At 55.9% G+C, this 18267-nt stretch carries 15 protein-coding genes and 1 pseudogene; 13 read left to right on the top strand and 3 right to left on the bottom strand.

Annotation, left to right across the window (positions count from 1 at the left end):
* Both KGZ93_09050 and KGZ93_09045 read right to left on the bottom strand, forming a co-directional pair.
* On the bottom strand, positions 1–873 hold the full coding sequence (locus KGZ93_09050; protein MBS3909754.1) for a NapC/NirT family cytochrome c: 873 nt from the start codon (positions 871–873) through the stop codon (positions 1–3).
* A 483-nt stretch (positions 874–1356) separates the two neighbouring features.
* Positions 1357–2079, bottom strand: coding sequence for a sulfite exporter TauE/SafE family protein (locus KGZ93_09045; GenBank protein MBS3909753.1), 723 nt, complete (start codon positions 2077–2079; stop codon positions 1357–1359).
* 165 nt (positions 2080–2244) lie between these two features.
* Between KGZ93_09045 and KGZ93_09040 the strand changes: the two genes are divergently transcribed.
* From KGZ93_09040 to KGZ93_09010, 7 genes are all read left to right on the top strand, one after another.
* Positions 2245–2670 (top strand): BlaI/MecI/CopY family transcriptional regulator, encoded by a 426-nt coding sequence (locus KGZ93_09040; protein MBS3909752.1) that lies wholly within the window; start codon positions 2245–2247, stop codon positions 2668–2670.
* Positions 2667–3638 (top strand): M56 family metallopeptidase, encoded by a 972-nt coding sequence (locus tag KGZ93_09035; protein ID MBS3909751.1) that lies wholly within the window; start codon positions 2667–2669, stop codon positions 3636–3638. Before KGZ93_09040 ends, KGZ93_09035 begins: the two co-directional genes overlap by 4 nt.
* A 154-nt stretch (positions 3639–3792) precedes the next feature.
* Positions 3793–4467 (top strand): DUF2318 domain-containing protein, encoded by a 675-nt coding sequence (locus KGZ93_09030; protein ID MBS3909750.1) that lies wholly within the window; start codon positions 3793–3795, stop codon positions 4465–4467.
* 87 nt (positions 4468–4554) lie between these two features.
* Entirely contained in the window at positions 4555–5016 is a 462-nt protein-coding gene (locus tag KGZ93_09025) for a hypothetical protein (protein MBS3909749.1), read from the top strand.
* 160 nt (positions 5017–5176) lie between these two features.
* Positions 5177–6349 (top strand): ABC transporter permease, encoded by a 1173-nt coding sequence (locus KGZ93_09020; GenBank protein ID MBS3909748.1) that lies wholly within the window; start codon positions 5177–5179, stop codon positions 6347–6349.
* A 9-nt stretch (positions 6350–6358) separates the two neighbouring features.
* Positions 6359–7516: an ABC transporter permease gene (locus KGZ93_09015; protein ID MBS3909747.1), complete on the top strand. Its 1158-nt coding sequence runs from the start codon at positions 6359–6361 to the stop codon at positions 7514–7516.
* A 31-nt stretch (positions 7517–7547) separates the two neighbouring features.
* Complete coding sequence (locus KGZ93_09010; GenBank protein ID MBS3909746.1) at positions 7548–8279, top strand: ABC transporter ATP-binding protein; 732 nt, start codon at positions 7548–7550, stop codon at positions 8277–8279.
* 79 nt (positions 8280–8358) lie between these two features.
* Here KGZ93_09010 and KGZ93_09005 read toward each other — a convergent pair whose 3' ends face one another.
* A complete protein-coding gene (locus KGZ93_09005; protein MBS3909745.1) occupies positions 8359–8634 on the bottom strand; it encodes a metal-sensitive transcriptional regulator in 276 nt (91 codons plus the stop codon).
* Between the two features lie 328 nt (positions 8635–8962).
* On the opposite strand from KGZ93_09005, the pseudogene KGZ93_09000 reads away from it, so the two are divergent.
* From KGZ93_09000 to KGZ93_08975, 6 genes and pseudogenes are all read left to right on the top strand, one after another.
* Positions 8963–11374, top strand: a pseudogene (locus tag KGZ93_09000) (heavy metal translocating P-type ATPase).
* Between the two features lie 101 nt (positions 11375–11475).
* Positions 11476–12258: a metallophosphoesterase gene (locus KGZ93_08995; GenBank protein ID MBS3909744.1), complete on the top strand. Its 783-nt coding sequence runs from the start codon at positions 11476–11478 to the stop codon at positions 12256–12258.
* Between the two features lie 73 nt (positions 12259–12331).
* The gene (locus KGZ93_08990) at positions 12332–13300 is read left to right on the top strand and encodes an ROK family protein (GenBank protein ID MBS3909743.1); all 969 of its coding nucleotides are present in this window, start codon (positions 12332–12334) and stop codon (positions 13298–13300) included.
* A gap of 151 nt (positions 13301–13451) precedes the next feature.
* The gene (locus tag KGZ93_08985; GenBank protein ID MBS3909742.1) at positions 13452–15938 is read left to right on the top strand and encodes an AAA family ATPase; all 2487 of its coding nucleotides are present in this window, start codon (positions 13452–13454) and stop codon (positions 15936–15938) included.
* A gap of 138 nt (positions 15939–16076) precedes the next feature.
* The gene (locus KGZ93_08980; GenBank protein ID MBS3909741.1) at positions 16077–17165 is read left to right on the top strand and encodes a DUF362 domain-containing protein; all 1089 of its coding nucleotides are present in this window, start codon (positions 16077–16079) and stop codon (positions 17163–17165) included.
* Between the two features lie 145 nt (positions 17166–17310).
* Positions 17311–18246, top strand: a complete 936-nt coding sequence (locus KGZ93_08975; GenBank protein ID MBS3909740.1) for a hypothetical protein — start codon at positions 17311–17313, stop codon at positions 18244–18246.
* Positions 18247–18267 lie beyond the last annotated feature (21 nt).

Below are 18267 nucleotides of genomic sequence, written 5' to 3'. Positions count from 1 at the left end.
TTATTTACCCTTCTCAACATCTTCAAATGGATCGTGACACCTATAACAGAAGGTCTTCGCGTCATGACAGACCAGACAACCGCTCTTTCTGACTTTGGCGCGAATGCTGTGAAATGTCTTCCACTGGCTGCCGCCGTAGTGGGTCGTCGGAAGCTTGCTCTTATGGCAGTCGCTGCAGAATGTCGGCGTCCAACCATGGCAATCGTCGCATTGGCTGTCGGGATGATTCGGGTCCTTATAGAGCTGCCCGTGCATCTCGAACCAATCTTTTTCGTTATGGCTCGACGGTACGCCTTTTTCAGTATGGCAATCCTTACACTTAAGGATAGGCGCGTTCTCTCTGCCGGTATCGTGGCAACTCAAGCAGAGCTGCATTGCCGGACGCCTCGTAATCTCGTTATCCCTGTCCTCGCCGTGGACGACCGAGGAGTGGCATACGACGCATTCGATTTTGCGTTTCTCGAAGTGGAGATTGTGGGGTATGATAAGGTCGCCGCCGGGGGATACGTTTCGCCAGCTAACGTGACATTTTTGGCAGACCTTACTCTTGGTGTCGTGCTTCGCTCTAACCGGGATCTGATAGTCGCCGGTGATGTGCTTCGTAGCCTCACTGACCTTGGTGGGAATACCTACGGCAAACCCTAAATAGCCGGGTTCCTTGTGGTGGCATTCGATACAGGTTATTTTTTCATGCGATGAGGCCTGCCACGCTTTGACAGGCTCTTGCATTGCGTGGCAGAGGCTGCAGGTTTGCGGACGACTCGTCATAGCCGTTCCGGCTACCACGACAGCAATGGAAAAGACCGTGAGGGAAGCGGCTATCGTTAAGATAAGTTTTTTTGTCCTGGAAGACATCCCTTTTAAGTCTGGCATTGATGTACCGTCCCCATGGTTGTTTTTGCTTGCATTAAAGAGACATCGGCTTAAGCGCATTTGACTTTAGTTAAAACACAAAAGTTTGTAACATGATAACACATATTGATCGCAAATCATATCCGCTTATGCTTATGAGCCGAGCACTCGCTCAGCAGCATTAACTCAGCTGAGCTAGCCTAATGTATATACGGTTAGGACTTCTAGGAAGCTACGATACGGTTATTATAAATGCTACATAGAGGTCACTGTCAAGCAAATTTTACCAAAAAAAAACGTGCTGGACAGCGGGTTTAATATAATAAGAGCGATTTTAACGCCCAGAATGCTAAAATATTATCAATTTCGGCATGTCAAACGCTCAGCGCCGTTAGGTTAATTTACGGTCCGCTCCGACGAGGATTAATCGAAAAAACGAAGATATCATTGGGCGTCACAGAGGGGCGAAACCATCCGGTAACACCGGCTCGGTCGCTTGAAGACCTAGCCGGTCAGTTTCAATATATACGAGTTGACCGCCGCCATCTTATTGGTCAGTATTAAAATGCCCATTGCCAGCAGTAGTACCCCGCTTACTATATTTACCGCGCGATAATTCCTTTTTATCCAGCCGAACGCGTTGAGCGCCGTGTTGAAGAAGAGCGCCGTCGCGATAAACGGAATACCCAGGCCGAGGGCGTAGACGCTCAAGAGTACCGCTCCCTGACTAACGTTGTCGCCGGTCGCGGCCACCATGAATATCGAGCCGAGCACCGGGCCGACACACGGTGTCCAGGCGAAACCAAAGGCCATGCCCAGCGGCAGCGCCCCCCATAGACTCCGTTGGCGCGTGGTCTTTGATTGAAAACGCTTGGTGTTGTAGAGCTGCGGTATTTTAATGATATCCATTGTGAACAAGGCGAACAGGATAATGGTGATACCGGCCACTTTTGTCATAATCGATTGATAGTTCGTCAAGGAAACGCCTACCAGGCCGGCCGATACGCCCAGACCGACGAATATCGTCGCAAAGCCGGCCACAAACAAGAGGGTGGCGAATAGGATTTTGAACCGTTCCCGGCCGCTCGATTCGCCGAGGCGGTCGACGGAGATTCCCGATATAAAGGAGAGGTACCCTGGGATGAGCGGCAAAATACAGGGTGATAAGAACGATATAATGCCCGCTGTAAACGCTATAAGTATTCCAATGTCGGGACTGCCGCCCATATATACCCCCTACCGGTATCTGTGTTCCGCAATCATTTTATCACAAGAATATCGGAAGTGAAGAGATTTTTCATACAAAAGGTGTGTTTAATATTGGCAAACTGACAAATAAAGGATATACTACAAAGCATAGTAAATCGTTTTACGTTTTCTTGAGAGGCTTTTATGAAGCGGTTCAAGCTGGGAAGTTTTCGACCGGCCGAGTCGGGTGTGAGAAAGATGCTCGGTGACCTTGAGGCCGACATAATGGAGCTTGTATGGGAGAAAGACCCGGCAAGCGTAAGGGAGATCCACGGTATCCTTGAGAGAGACCGCGAAATAGCTTATACGACCGTAATGACGGTAATGAGCCGCTTGGCCGAGAAAAACATCCTATTTCAAGAGCGCAACGGAAAGCAATATCTCTATAGGGCGCTCCTTAGCAAAGAAGAGTTCAACCAGACCATGTTCGCCTCGGTATTCAACGGTTTCCATGAAGACCTCGGAAAGCAAGCTTTAAGTTTTTTTGTCGAGAACATCACCGAAGACACAGCGACCCTCGACGAGCTTGAGCGCCTGATTAAGCAGAAGAGAAGTCGGATAGAGGAATGACCAAGACGCCCTCGCGAAATACGCGCATCAGTATAATCGGCCTTCTCGTATTGGGGTTTGCGGCTATTGGGGCAATCGGCTACAACATCGACCGGTGGCTCGCGAACGGCGTTGCCGTCAAGCGTATCGCCGAGACGTGCGCGGGTTTCGGGACAGAATGCAAAGACGCGTATATATCCATCGCTCAAATTATAGGAAGCCCGCGGAACCTTTTGGTAAGTTTGGCTATCGTGGCGCTCGGCGCGGCGCTGGTAAAAGCTGTGCTTGTGCTCGCTTCAGCCCGAAGGATGGCGGCGCGTTATGAGCGCAACGGAGAGGAATCGCCGCGTCTTAAGCGTCTCCTATTAGGGCTGAACGCCGAAGAGATGAGGGTTCGGATAGCCGACGACGAGTCTGTGGCGGCGTTTACGCACGGTCTGCTGGCCCCTTCTATATGTATCTCTAAAGGGCTTATCGACAAATTAAGAGATGATGAGCTGACGGCGCTGCTCGCCCACGAAATCGGCCACGTTCGGCGTCGCGATAACCTCGCGATCTTCGCCGCGATCTTCATCCGTGATTTTCTCTGGCCTCTCCCGATAAGCCACTACTTGCTCGGCCTGTTCGTTCGCGAGAAGGAATACGCCGCCGACGACTTCGCGGTCGAGCTTACCGCAAAACCGGTCGAGCTGGCCGAGGCTATCGTCTCTGTGGCCAGGGTTACCCGCGGCGTGACGTTCTCGCCGGCGTACGCGACGTTTTTCTCCGGGAGAGCGTCGGCTAAAGACCGTGTTCAACGTCTTCTCGACCCGAAGATAAAAGCGCGCCCCTCTATCTCCGGGTTGATGCTGAGCATCGTCGCAAGCGCAACCATTGTGCTGATCGTTGCGGGCTTTGCATATGCGCAGCCGGCGATAGACGCAAATGCGGTCGGTGGTTGCTGTAAGGGACCGGACTGCGTGGCTAAGAACCACGGATGTTGCAAGTAGTGAAAATTTTTTATGTTTAACTACTATGGGCCGTAGTAGATGTGTTAAGATAGACTTGCTCGTGTGCCCGGTTTATTTTTGACGCGGACATGGGTATCAGGCCAAGGCATTGCCGGCCGATTAGATATAAAAAGATTTAGAGAGGTGATTAGTTGTGGATAAGAAGAACGCTAATGAGAGGCTTAAAGGCAAGCGCGCACACTTTGTCGAGCCGAAGAATAAGAAACCGGCGCTTCTATACGTCGTGCTGAGCGTCGCGGTTGTAGCTATCGTGGGTTTCATAGTCGCCTATGCAAACTCGGGCAAGACGCCGGGTTCGGTGCAACCGACAGCCGCCGAGGCAAAATATATCGGCAGGTATTTGCCGTCCGATTTTAAACCGGAGAAACTGACCGAGCCGGTCGTTTACGACCGCCGGATAGACATGGTTCCGGTTATTCCCGAGGTTAAGGACGGCAAAGTAATAATCAAAGCGGGAGACGTCATCGTCGACCGCATCGTATCTTTTGAGTATCTTCGGCCGAAGGACGGCCAATCAATCTCGATGATGGCTTACATCAAGCCCTCGGGCGAACTCTTTACCGGAGTAAGTTATTGCCCGCCTTGTCAGGCCAAGTATCATCATTTTGAGGCCGACGGGACGCTGACGTGTAATGCTTGCGGCACCAAACGCGACCCTGAGACCGAAGCCGGCATCTCCGGCTCATGTAAGCTATATCCGGCCGATGCGATTGCGCACGAACTTGTCGGTAAAAACATCGAGCTGGCCGAGGCCGACCTGGCCGACTGGGAGCCGCAGCCGCTCGACAGGCCGGTCGGCGATGAATAATAGTCTATCGCGAATCGGTCTTACGGCATAAAAAAGTGACGATGGAATTAGCGGAGTTTATGTATGCCAACGCGTAAGGAGGCCCCTATGGACGAGAGCAGGATCGAAGAGGCAAAGAGCGAAGCGGACGAGGTGAGCCCCAGGCAAGACACCAAGAGCCGGGCCCTCAAGTATGTGGTGATTTGGGTCGCGGTTGTCGCGCTCTTTCTCGTGTTCAACAATGTCATAAAATCGGTTGCTTCGAACCAGGCAGCCGCGTTCGAACCGGGCTCTTGCGGCGGCGGTAGCTGTGGCGATAGTTGCGGTTCTTCGGCCGCACAGGTTGCCCCCGGCGGTTCGCAGGCCGCCTCGACGGAGCTTGCCGCGATAGAGAAGGCCGCTATGGATTACTATGCCGAGAGAACGGGCGACCGTGAGGTCACCGCCGAGGCCGAAAGCTTAGGATGTCATTACGAGATTACGATTAAGAAGGACGGCAAAGCAGTCACCGAACTTTCTTTTAGAAACGGCGAGTTCTCAGAGACGTTGTTTCCAGTGCGTCCTAAGTAATCGTCGCCCGCCCGAGGGGCGCGCGCTCGCGCTATCGGAAGCACTTGTGGTGCGCCCGCCCGAGGGGCGCGTTGCAAGCGGGCAATAAACGGGGCGTGGGGCTCAAAACCCCGGCGTCAACGATGAGTGTTTAAGATAAAGATTAAGAGTTAATGTAAAGGTGAATTTTGTGAGGCTCTACCACATAACGTGGAAGAATATAAAGACGCACCCCGCGAAGGTCGCGCTTTTGGTGGCCGGGCTCGCGGTCGGCGTAGCGGTCATCGTCGGATTATACACGGTCTCCAGAGCCATGCATATGGACCTGCAGGACAAAATCGACGAGTACGGAGCGAATATGGTCATTACGCCCAAGAGCGAGAGCTTGCCCCTCACATACGCGGGTGTGACCGTCGGCGGCTTGCAGTACGGCTCGCACTCGCTCACCGAGAAAGACCTCGAAAAGATCCGCACCATAGAGGAGAGCGCCAACGTAAAGGTCGTCTCGCCGAAACTCCTCGGCATAGTCGAGGTAAACGGGTCGAAGACGATGCTCGCCGGGGTTCGCTTCAAAGATGAGTTCGATCTTAAGAAGTGGTGGGAGATAAAGCAGGGCGTTCGTCCCGCCAACGACCGCGAGATCTTACTCGGCGGTAAAGCGGCGCGCAGACTCGGGGCAGGCGCCGGGGATAGCTTAAACATCTCCGGCGAAGAGTTTCGGGTCGCCGGTGTACTCGGACAGGTCGGCACGGAAGAAGACGAACTAATATTTATAGGCATGAAGCAGGCCCAGGCTATCCTTGAGCGGCCGGGCGAGGTCAGCTTCGCGGAGGTCTCGGCGTGGTGCAAAGATTGTCCCATTGATGACATAGTCGAGCAGGTAAGGGAGAAATTGCCGGGAGCCAAAGTCGCGGCGGTGCGCCAAGCCGCCGAGACGCGCGATGCCGTCATCGGCCAATTCAGCCTCTTCAGCCTGATACTCTCGGTGACGATGGGTATCGTTGCCGCGCTCGTAGTCTTTACGAACACGTTGAGCGCGGTTCGGGAGCGGCGCCGGGAAATAGGGGTCTTTCGCGCGGTCGGCTACCGCCGGTCTCACATCGCCCTCATAGTGCTCTTAGAATCGGCCATAGTCGGACTGGTCGCCGGAGTCGGCGGGTATCTCGCCGGTTTTTCGGCGTCGGGCTATATCGCGCCGATCGCCACCGGTATGGACGTCGGTGTCGTCTTCGACCCTATCGTCCCGGCTATTGCCATCGGCGGCGTAGTCGTTCTATCGTTGTTGGCAGGCGTGTATCCGGCGACAGTCGCCGCCCGCCTCGACCCGTCCGAGGCGTTAAACTCTATAACATAGGATGTTCTGATGAGATTACATACGATTGCTTTTAAGAATCTCGCGCGACGAAAAGGGAAGGCGACGCTGGTCGTCGTCGGGTTGGCCGTCGGTATCGCGACGATGGTCTCTATCGTCACCTTGATGCTCGCTTTCGAAAAGAGCATCGACACCCAGCTCGACGCGTACGGCTTCAATATCGTGGTTTACCCCGCCTCTTCGAGCCTCTCGCTAAATTACGGCGGCATGAATATCTCGGGCGTCGACACGTTCGAGGTCGAAACCTTGACCGAAGCGGACCTCGGGAAAGCGCGCCGGATTCGGAGTGCGGATCATATTATGGCCATATCGCCCAAGGTCTTACAGGCGATCGAGGTCAAGAATAAGAAGGCGCTCCTTGTCGGGGTCGATTTCGACGAGGAGTTTCAGGTTAAGAAGTGGTGGAAGGTCACGGGGCACAAACCTTCGTCGAAAGACCAGGTCATTCTCGGTTCGGATGCCGCAAAGAGCCTCCGCCTAAAAGTGGGCGATTCGGTGAAAATCGGCTCACAGACCTTTAAGGTGGCGGGTATTTTACATGAGACCGGAAGCCAAGATGACGGCCTGGTCTTTAGCGATATCGAATTGGCGCAGTCGCTCTTTGGCCGCGGTCAAGAGTTGAGCCTCATTGAAATATCGGCGCGGCGAAGCGACCAAATCGACACCGTCGTGGCCGAGTTGGAGAAGGCGCTTCCGGGTGCCGAGGTCTCCTCAATCAAGCAGGCGGTCAAATATCGGGAAGAGGCGATGGGCTCACTCGTCAGATTCGGGTTGATGGTGACGGCGATTATCATAATGATAAGCGGGTTTATAGTCTTTGTGACGATGACCTCATCGGTAAACGAACGCAAGCAAGAGATAGGCGTATTTCGGGCGATGGGGTACCGGAAGTCGAGCGTTGCCCGGATAATTCTAACCGAGGCGCTGGCGGTCAGCGTTGTCGGCGGTATTGTCGGCTATATTGTCGGTTTCGGCGCCACATACGCGTTGCCGCGGTTCGTGCGAGGTATCGAACTGCGGGTCGAGGCCGGTTCGTCGGTCTTTTTATTGGCGCTCGCGATAGCGGTCTTCGTCGGACTCGTCTCGAGCGCGATGCCGGCGCGCCGCGCGGCGAACATGGATCCGTCCGACGCGCTCAAAAGTCTTTAGGGGTAGATTTCTTTCATAGGAGGTTTTATTAATGTCGCTGGTGATAGCGAACGGGGTCTGCAAGTATTATGGGAACGATGAGGAGACGAGAGTCCATGCGTTGCGGCACGTCGATTTTACAATCGAGCCGGGCGAGTATATCGCGGTCATGGGCCCATCGGGGAGCGGAAAGAGCACGTTGCTGGCGATCTTGGGTGCGATGAACCCGCCGAGTGAGGGCGCGCTCCTCGTCGACGGTATCGACGTCTACGCGCTATCGCAGGAGAAACGGGCCGATTTCAGGCGCGAATACTTGGGATTCGTCTTTCAGCAGCCACAGCTCATACCGTATCTTACGGCGCTCGAAAACGTGATGCTGCCGTTGGTCGTGTCCGACGTCAAGGACAAGAAAGGGCGGGCGGCTCGGATGCTCGAAAAAGTCGGCCTCGGGGACAAAGCAAGACGGTTGCCGTCGGAGCTTTCCGGAGGCGAGCAAAGCCGTGTCGCCATCGCGCGCGCTATCGTAAACGACCCGCCTATGCTCCTCGCCGACGAGCCGACGGGCAGTCTCGACAGCAAGACCGGTTCCGAGATTCTCGACCTCTTTCAAGCCTTGCACGCGGACGGCCAAACCATAATAATGGTCACGCACAATCCCGACTCGATTCGCGATACCGGTCGTTTGATAGAGTTGAGAGATGGTGTCATAGTGAGTGACGCGGCGACCGGGGCGGTGTTGCGCGCTCCAAGCGGAGTCGGCACAGGCGACCGCGACGCAGTTTAGCTCACAATCGGCGCCCATGTGGTATAGAGACCGGCCCGCTGCCGGCCGTTCGGTAGAGTTGACGAGGGTGCCGAAGCGGTTAGGTCTTTACAAAACGCTGGATTACATCCATCAGTTCCTGTATGGCCGAGTCTTCGTCCTCGCTCGACATGGCCTCTCGCACACAGCCTTTGATGTGGTCGTCAAGGATGATTAGTCCTACTCGCTGAGTCGCGCCGAGAACCGACGATATCTGGACCAGAATGTCGACGCAATACTTTTCGTCGTTTACCATCCGCTGGATACCGCGGAGTTGCCCCTCAATACGCTTAAGTCTTGATAAAATCTTTTCTTTGTCGGCTGTATATGAAGTCATTTCTCCACCTCATTCGACCTCGCCTAGATACGTATACCCCTATTATCTTAGGATGTTGTGAAAGTGTCAACAATCCATATAAATCCACCTCGCTATATGGCTGACGATTTGACTTGGCAAGTTCGCAAATGATAACTTTGTACATATAGGGGGCAAGGGTATATGTCGCCGGTTTTTTTTCGATGAGCGCTCTCATCGATTGGATGCGTATCATAAGAGGAATATCGATTCGGCGCGTAGAAACACGCTCTATCTTAGATAAGAATAGAAGATAAGAATAGAAGGTGAAGTCGTGGAGACGATAAAAGTGATTCTTCCCGTCACGGGCATGACCTGAGCGTCGTGCGTGCGCCGCGTGGAAACGGCGCTCCGGAAAGTAGACGGTGTAATAGGTGTAAACGTCAGCCTGGCGAGCCGGAAGGCGACTGTCGAGATCGATAAGGACAAAGTCTCGGTCGGCGACCTTTTGGCGGCAATCAAAGAAGCGGGCTATGAAGTCGAAGCCGAAGAGACGGCCATCCCCATCGGTTTGATGACGTGCGCTTCGTGCGTGCGCCGCGTGGAGCAAGCGCTCCTCGCGGTAGAGGGAGTATTGTCCGCCAATGTCAACCTGGCTACCGAAAAGGGAACCGTCGCGTATATTCCGTCGGTCGCGACCCCGCGGCAACTCAGGAAGGCGATAATCGATGCGGGCTATGAGGTGCGGGAGACGGACGACGCGGCGGAGGCGCTTAAGCCGCGGAGTGAAGCCGAAGAGATAAAGCCTCGCTTGACCATCGCAGCGGCGCTCACCGTTATAGTGATGATAGGCAGCATGCACGACCTTATCCCCGCGCTGATGATGGTCCCGGACAAAACGAGATTTTTGATACTTTTAGCTCTGGCAACTCCGGTACAGTTCTGGGCGGGCCGGCGTTTCTACCGCGGGGCGTACCTTACGGCCAAACACGGCGCCACCGACATGAACACGCTTGTCGCGGTCGGAACGACCGCCGCGTACCTCTACAGTGTCGCGGTAACGTTTACCCCCGGGCTTTTCGAGGCCCAGGGGATCATGCCCGCGGTCTACTTCGATACCTCCACAACGATTATCACCCTCATCCTCTTCGGACGCTATCTTGAGGCAAGAGCAAAGGGAAGGGCTTCGGACGCTATAAAGAAACTCCTCGGGCTCCAGGCGAAAACCGGCCGCGTAGTCCGGGATGGCCGGGAGGTCGATATAGCCATCGACGCAATCGTCGCCGGCGATATCGTGCTGGTTCGACCCGGAGAGAAAATCCCGGTCGACGGTATCGTGGTCGACGGCTATTCGTCGATAGACGAGTCGATGATAACCGGTGAGAGTATCCCGGTCGAAAAGCGCGCCGGCGATGAGGTGATAGGCGCGACCATAAACAGGACCGGGGCATTCAAATTCAAGGCGACCAAAGTCGGCAGCGAGACCGCCTTGGCGCAAATAGTAAAACTCGTCGAGGAAGCGCAGGGCTCCAAAGCCCCCATCCAGCGTCTCGCCGACATCGTAGCGAGTTATTTTGTGCCGACGGTCATTACTATCGCGGTGCTGACGTTTGTCGTCTGGTACGTCTTTGGCCCGAAACCGGCCTTTACGTTAGCTTTACTAAACTTTGTCGCCGTGTTGATTATAGCTTGCCCGTGCGCGCTGGGGCTGGCCACGCCGACGGCCATCATGGTCGGCACCGGCCAGGGCGCGCAGAACGGCATCCTTATCCGTGACGCGCAGGCGCTTGAGAACGCGCACAAGATAAACGCTATCGTTCTGGATAAAACAGGCACTTTGACGCAGGGCAAACCGGTCTTAACCGATATTGTCGCGGCGGTCGGCTTTAGCGACGAAGATATTTTACGGTTTGCCGCATCCGCGGAGCGCGGTTCCGAACACCCGCTCGGTGAAGCGATAGTCGCCCGCGCCAAAGAACGAGCGCTCACCCTGGGAGAGCCGCAAGATTTCGAGTCGTTCACCGGCCGAGGCATCGGCGCTACCATCGACGGGCGCCGTGTGATGTTGGGCAACGCCCGCCTAATGGACGAGCGCGATATCGCGCTCAACGACTTGGACGGGGTCGCCGCGACGCTTTCCACCGAGGGCAAGACGCCCATGTATATCTCGGTCGACACGGAGGCGGTCGGCATAGTCGCCGTCGCCGACGTTTTAAAGGGGAACTCGAAGGCCGCCGTTGGGCGACTTAAGGACATGGGGCTCGAAGTAATTATGATAACCGGCGACAATGAGCGGACAGCCAAGGCTATCGCGAGCCAAGTCGGCATCGCCCGCGTCTTCGCGGAGGTGCTCCCGGCCGACAAAGCTCGTCAGATAAAGCGTCTCCAGGATGAGGGGCGGGTCGTTGCTATGGTGGGCGACGGCATCAACGACGCGCCGGCGCTCGCGCAGGCGAACATCGGTATCGCGATAGGTACCGGCACCGACGTCGCAATCGAAGCATCCGATATCACGCTGATCAGCGGCGACCTCCAAGGCCTGGTGACCTCGATCGCGCTCAGCCGGAAAACGCTCAAGACCATCTACCAGAACCTGTTCTGGGCGTTCTTCTATAATATAATGCTGATACCCGTGGCGGCCGGTGTTCTCTACCCGTTCTTCGGGATTAGCCTAAATCCGATGTATGCGGCCGCGGCGATGGCTTTAAGCTCGGTCTCGGTGGTATCGAATTCGTTGAGGCTGCGCAGGTTCAAGGCGCCGCAGCTCACAGCCTCGATTTAAGTAGCCGGGTGTAAAAGAGCCTCAAAAAGGTTATCATTTAGCCAGGAGAGATTTTGGGTCGCGGTTGTCGGGCCTTGCCGGCAATCGGGCGGGGTTAATGTATGGGTATAGAGCTATTTAGAATCGCACAGATATCGGACCTCCATTGCGGCGACAGCCGCTTTGAGGAGAGCCTCATGCTCAGTGCTGTCCAGGAGATAAACGAGGTCGAGCCGAATGTCGTGGTCGTCTGTGGCGACCTGACGACCGCGGGCTATTTGGACGAGTTCGAGCGGGCGCAAAATTATATCGACATGCTGCGCTGCCCCGTCAAGATAATCGTCGCCGGCAATCACGACCACCGCAATCTCGGTTACCTCCACTTCGAAAACATCTTCGGCACCCGCTACAAGACCTACGACCTCCAATTCGGGATGGCGTCGCAGGATGGTTTAGACGAACGGATAAAGTTCGTCGCCGTCGATTCATGCAAGCCCGACCTCAACGACGGCGAGATAGGCCGCGAGCATTACGATTGGCTTAAGGAGGAATTCGCCGTCGAGAGCACTTTTAAGGTCTTCATCCTCCATCACCACCTGGTAAGCGTGCCCGGAACCGGTCGCGAGCGAAATATCGTATGGGATGCCGGCGATGTTCTGGCGCGCCTGCGCGGCGCCGGCGTAAACCTGGTCTTTTGCGGTCACAAGCACGTGCCGTACGTGTGGTCGGTATCGAACATGCTTCTTATAAACAGCGGCACCGCCTCGACCTATCGAACCCGCGGCTTTACGGAACCCTCCTATAATATCGTCGAGATATTCTCCGGCGATGTGGTGGTCAAGACAAAAGTCCCCGGTGAGGATTTTACCCAGGAATGGAGTTTTCCGCGATACCCCGTCTTTTAACGAAGGAACCGCGGGCCGGTTGGAGAACTTAACATTTAACTCTAACAGCGTGATTGAAAAGGGTGGTGTTTGTATGCGCTCGCGAACCGCGGCAATCGGAGTCGATATCGGCGGCACAAAGATCGCCGCGGCGACCGTCGACCGGCGGGGAAAGATCGTCTTATCGCGCACGATCCCCACGCCACTCCAATCGAGCGAAGTCGCGATCGATGCGATTACCCGGCTCATAGAGACCGTCAAGACAGCTTCGTCCGGGAGAGTCGAACCGGTGGGCATCGGCATCGCCGCGGCGGGTACCGTCGACTGGGCGCGCGGGGCTATCGTGCAATCGCCGAACCTTCCTTTTAGCGACATAAAGCTTCGCGCGATAATCGAAAAGAGCTGCGGGCTGCCGACAGTCCTCGACAACGACGCGAATCTCGCGACCTTTGGCGAGAAGCACTATGGGACGGCGCGTGACGCCAACCATATCGTCGGCCTGACACTCGGCACCGGCATCGGCTCGGGCATTATCTGCGATGGGCGTCTCTACCGGGGGGCGACCGGCAGCGCCGCTGAGCTGGGGCACATGGTAATCTCTGCGTCAGGTCCCAGATGCACTTGCGGCTCGTACGGGTGTTTCGAGGAGATGGCGTCCGGAAGAGCGCTCGTTCGCTTTGCAAGAGCGCGGCTCGTGCTCGACGGGGGCGGTCTCATCGGCGAGATGGCCGGCGGTGACCCGGCGCGGGTAACCGGCCCGATGGTGACCGAGGCGGCCCGCCAGGGCGACGTCGCGGCCAACGAGGTCTTCGCCGAGGTCGGTTTCTGGCTCGGAATCGGCATCAACAATATTATCAACATCTTCAACCCGGAAATCGTAGTCATCGACGGCGGCATGGCCGAAGTCGGCGAGCTGGTGCTCGCACCGGCTAGAGCCGTAGTGGCCGAACGAACCCTTAGCCCGAATAAGTATGTCGCCAAAATCGTCCGGGGCCAACTCGGAAACCAGGCCGGGATGCTCGGTGCGGCCGCCCTCGTATTCGAGACCTTCGATGCCGGGTAGCCCTAATCAGAAGCTCAGGCCTTCTCTTTGCGCTTAATGGCAGATCAACCGTTCGCACAAATAGTCACAAATCCCTTATTAAGCGGGCATTTCTAGTTTTCCGACGGCCCGAAGCGGGTAAATCATCGTTATAGTGGCGAAAGGGGATAAAATGGGTTCAAAGACGGTCAAAAAAACAACGGGTAAGCCGGCCGAAGTGCCTGTCGAAGGCCTTCGACAGGTCTGCGACGCGAGTATCTTTAAGTTTAGCTCTACCGACGAGGTCGAGCCGCTCGAGGGAACGGTCGGGCAAGCGAGAGCGCTCGAAGCGATAGAGTTCGGCTTAGGCATCAAGACAAAAGGTTTTAACCTTTATGCCTCGGGCCCCCTCGGGGTGGGCAAGACCTCGACTATCAAAGCGTATATTCAAAAGCGGGCCAAGGAGGAGCCCGTCCCCGACGACTGGTGTTATGTCAACAATTTTGTCGACCCCGACCGCCCGTTGGCGATATCGCTTCCCGCCGGTCACAGCAGGGAATTCGCCAAACATATGGATGAGCTTATCGAGAGCGCGCGGGAAGAGATTCCCAAAGCCTTCGAGGGCAAAGAGTATGAGGAGCGCAAATCGCGCATCTCGAATGATTTCGAAGCCGCAAAGGAGAAAGGCTTCGGCGAGATAGAGAAGAAAGCGGAGGAGCGCGGATTCGCGGTCGACATAACTCCCTCGGGCATCGCCACGCTTCCGTTGAGAAAAGGGAGACCTTTGCGGAGAGAAGAGTTCGGTCTCCTCCCCGAGGAGGAGCGAAAAGAGATTCAAACGGCGGCGGAGGGGTTACAATCCGAGATTAACGAGGTCTTAGGTCGCATACGGCGCACCGAAAAGGAAGCCAAGCAGAGAGTCCAGGAGTTGGATAAAGAAACTTCGCTCTTTGCGATAGGCCACTTGCTCCAGGATTTGCGCGATAACTATAAAGACCACGCCAAAGTCATCGCTTATTTGGAGCAGATAGAGAAGGATATCATCGATAACCTTAACGATTTTCGCGTCACCGAAAAACCGTTGGCGGTTATGCCCGGCCTCGAGGCGTTCCAGAAGCAGCCGACCTTCGACCGGTACAAAGTAAATGTCGTCGTCGACAACGGCGAACTCGAGGGCGCACCGGTCGATTTCGAGCTTAACCCTTCTTACTATAATCTGACCGGTAAAACCGAGTATAAGGCGACCTTTGGCGCGATGAGCACCGACTTTACATTGATAAAAGCGGGCGCGTTTCACCGGGCGAACGGCGGTTATTTGCTCGTGAACATACTGGACCTGCTGATGAGCCCGCTCGCCTGGGATATGCTAAAACGCGCGCTCCACAGCGAGGAGATACGAATCGAGCTTATGGGCGAACAGTTTAGGGCGATTCCGGCTTCGACCATCAAGCCGGAGCCTATTCCTCTCAATGTCAAAGTGGTCTTGGTCGGCAGCCCGCGCATATATATGCTCCTCTACCAGATGGATGAGGATTTCCGGGAACTCTTCAAGGTAAAAGCCGACTTCAATATAGAGATGGACCGCACCGACGAGCACATGCTCAGTTACGCGAGCTTTGTCGGCAGCAGGGTTCGGGAGGCGAAGCTCAAGCCGTTCGACCCGTCGGGGGTCGCGAAAATCGTCGAATACGGCTCTTGGCTCGCGGGCGACCAGAAGAAGCTCTCGACCCGTTTTATGGACATCGGCGATATCGCCAGCGAGGCGAGTTATTGGGCGACAGCGGACAACGGCTCGGCGGTCGTCAACGCCGGGCATGTGGACAGGGCGGTCGAGCATAAGCGGTTCCGGTCAAATATGATAGAGGCGAAGACGCAGGAGCTGATCGATAGGGATATCGTGATGATTAAGACCGAGGGTGAAGTCGTCGGGCAGATCAACGCGCTCTCCATCATAAGTCTGGGCGATTACTATTTCGGTCGGCCCTCCCGGATTACCGGTAAGGTCCATCTAGGCAAACGCGGCGTCGTCGATATCGAGCGCGAGATATCGATGAGCGGGCCGAGCCACAGCAAGGGCGTTCTCATTCTCGCGAACTATCTCGCCGGCATGTACGCGACGGACAAACCGCTGTCGATGTCGGCGAGTATCACGTTCGAGCAGAGCTACGAAGGCGTCGACGGCGACAGCGCGTCGAGCACCGAACTCTACACGATTCTTTCGGCGCTCTCCGGCCTGCCCATCAAGCAGAACATGGCGGTTACGGGCTCGGTCAATCAGCACGGGGAAATTCAACCGATCGGCGGGGTCAACCGCAAGATAGAAGGGTTCTTCGATGTCTGCCGGGCGCGTGGGCTCACGGGGGAGCAGGGCGTCCTCATACCCGTGCAAAATCTCGACAACCTTATGCTCAAGAACGAGGTCTTGGAGGCGGTGGAGGCGGGACGGTTTCATATTTACCCGGTGCGCACGATAGACGAGGGAATCGAGATCCTTACCGGGGTCGAGGCCGGCCTGAGAGCCGAAGGCGGCGCCTTTCCCGAAGGCACCGTCCACTACCTGGCGAACGAGCGACTAAAAGAGATGGCCGAAAAACTGAAAGCCTATGAGTTCGGCGCGGCGCATACGGCGGGCGAAGCTGCGAGCGGACAGGAAGCCGCCGAGGCGGTCGGCAAAGATTGAGCTAAGGCCGAGTATCTCGGCACGGTTGGCGACGATGACATTGTTGTGCAATAATCGTTCACATAATAAGCCTTTGCTTGTGTAGTTATCGAGCAGCCTTCACTGTATCGTCGTCGATTTAATAATTTGAGGTGGTCTATGTCGAAAGTATATTTGAGCCGATTTTCCGGGAAGCATAAGAGTTGGCTTACCAAGACCGAGGAACTCTTCGAGCGGGCCGGTTTCGCGTCGCTTATTTCACCCGGCGAGATCGTCGCCGTCAAGGTCCATTTTGGAGAGCGAGGCAACACGGCTTTTCTGTCGCCGCTATATGTCAGGCGCATCGTCGACAAGGTCAAAGCGGCGGGCGGCAAACCGTTTATCACAGACGCCAATACGTTGTATGTGGGCACGCGTTCTAACGCGGTCGACCATCTTACGACCGCGTTAGAAAACGGTTTTAGCTATGCGACGGTCGGCGCGCCGCTTGTCATAGCCGACGGCCTCAATGGAAAGGACTATGCCGCCGTTGAAATCGACGGCAAACATTTCAAAGAAGCCAAGTTGGGGAGCGCGGTCGTCCACGCGGACGCCATGATCGTGCTGACTCACTTTAAAGGGCATGAGTTGACCGGCTTCGGCGGAGCGCTCAAGAATGTCGGAATGGGGTTAGGCTGTCGCAGCGCGAAACAGATGATGCACTCCGATGTTTTGCCCAAGGTCGACGAGGAGACTTGCACCGCGTGCGGGGATTGCGTCGAGTGGTGCCCCACCGGAGCCATCGCCGTAACCGACACGGCAAAGATAGATTCGGCGATGTGTATCGGTTGCGGGGAATGTACGGTGACCTGCTCGTTTGGAGCAATCATGGTCAACTGGAAGACCGAGCCGCGTACCATTCAAGAGAAGATCGTCGAGTACGTCTGGGCGGCGGTAAAAGATAAACCCGGTAAAGTCGGATACGTTAATTTTGTTATGGATGTGAGCCCGGATTGCGACTGCTGGGGCTGGAACGACACACCGATAGTCCCCGATATCGGCGTCGCGGCGTCGCTCGACCCTATCGCGATAGACCAAGCCTGCGCCGACCTGGTCAACGATACGTTGGGAATCGCGGGCCGGCTCACGCGCGCCGACGACCCCGACAAATTCGGGCGTATCAGCGGTATTGATTGGCGTCCGCAGCTTGCGTATGGCGAGGAAATCGGGCTCGGCACGCGCGCCTACGAGCTGGTAACGCTAGAGTAAAATGCCTGCTAGGCAGCGAATATAATAAAGTTAAGCGTATTACTAAAGTATTAAGGAGACGCACCTCCGGCCGGCGCCAAGGAGGGGATAGGCTCAGGCTTGACCAATATCCACTGCAGTCATCGCGTTTAAGGGGTTGAAGAGAGTGGAGTACGGAAAGCTTCTGTCACGCGCCGCCGGATTGGTCCGGCGTAACAAGACAATATGGTTGTTCGGTGTTTTTCTGAGCCTCTCCGGCGGTGCCGGCAACTTCGTCAACTTTACCGCCGATGAGCGGGATATCGAGCTGGTTCAAGAGCGTATCGATTCTTTTGCGGGCAGCCTGACCGCGGAGACGCTCATCATGCTTTTCGCCGGATTGGTCGCTCTCATAGTCTTTAGCGTCGCCGTCTATATAATCGTCACCGGCGCGCTCATCGGGCTGGCGGGGGACGCGGCGGCGGGAAAGCGAGCGCGTTTCGGCCGCGGTCTCGGCGTCGGCATCCGCAAGGCTATCCCGGTTCTCGGCGCCGCGCTGCTCCTTTGGGTTCCTTTTATGCTTATACTTACGATAGTCGCCATAGCCGATATCTACCTCTTCATGACCGTAACGCAAAATACCGCCGCCTCCACCACCACAGTCGTTATTTTGGTCTTCGCCACCGCATTAGCCATACTTATCTTCATCGCTTTGGGAATCGCACTCGCCATCATAGGCCGCTTCGCCAACCGCTTCATCGTAATCGATGGGACGCGGGCTTTTGCCGCGGTCAAGCAAGCGTCGTCGCTCTTCAGGCGCGAACTGGGCTCGGCGATTTTGACTTGGCTCATCATCTTCGGCCTCACGGTCGTCTTTATCGCCTTTGCGGGAGGACTGGGCGCGCTTATAATACTCGCGGTCAAGGCGCTTTTCGGGACGAGCCTCGTCGTCGCCCTGTCGGTCGCCGCGGTCCTTTTCTTGGCGGCTCTAATCCCATACGGCTTTTTCGAAGCCTTTGGGAGCACCTTCTGGACGCTGGCGTTCCTTGCGTTGCGTGGGCGGATAAGCGATAATCTGGGAACGGACGAGGCAGCGGCAGCGGCGTCGGATAATGCGCCTTAGAGTGCGTCGCCTATGAAGGAG

Source organism: Actinomycetota bacterium (genome assembly GCA_018333515.1).
Lineage (GTDB): Bacteria > Actinomycetota > Aquicultoria > Aquicultorales > Aquicultoraceae > Aquicultor.
The sequence above is the reverse complement of the archived record's forward strand: the minus strand, read 5'-3'. Positions and strand labels throughout refer to the sequence as shown.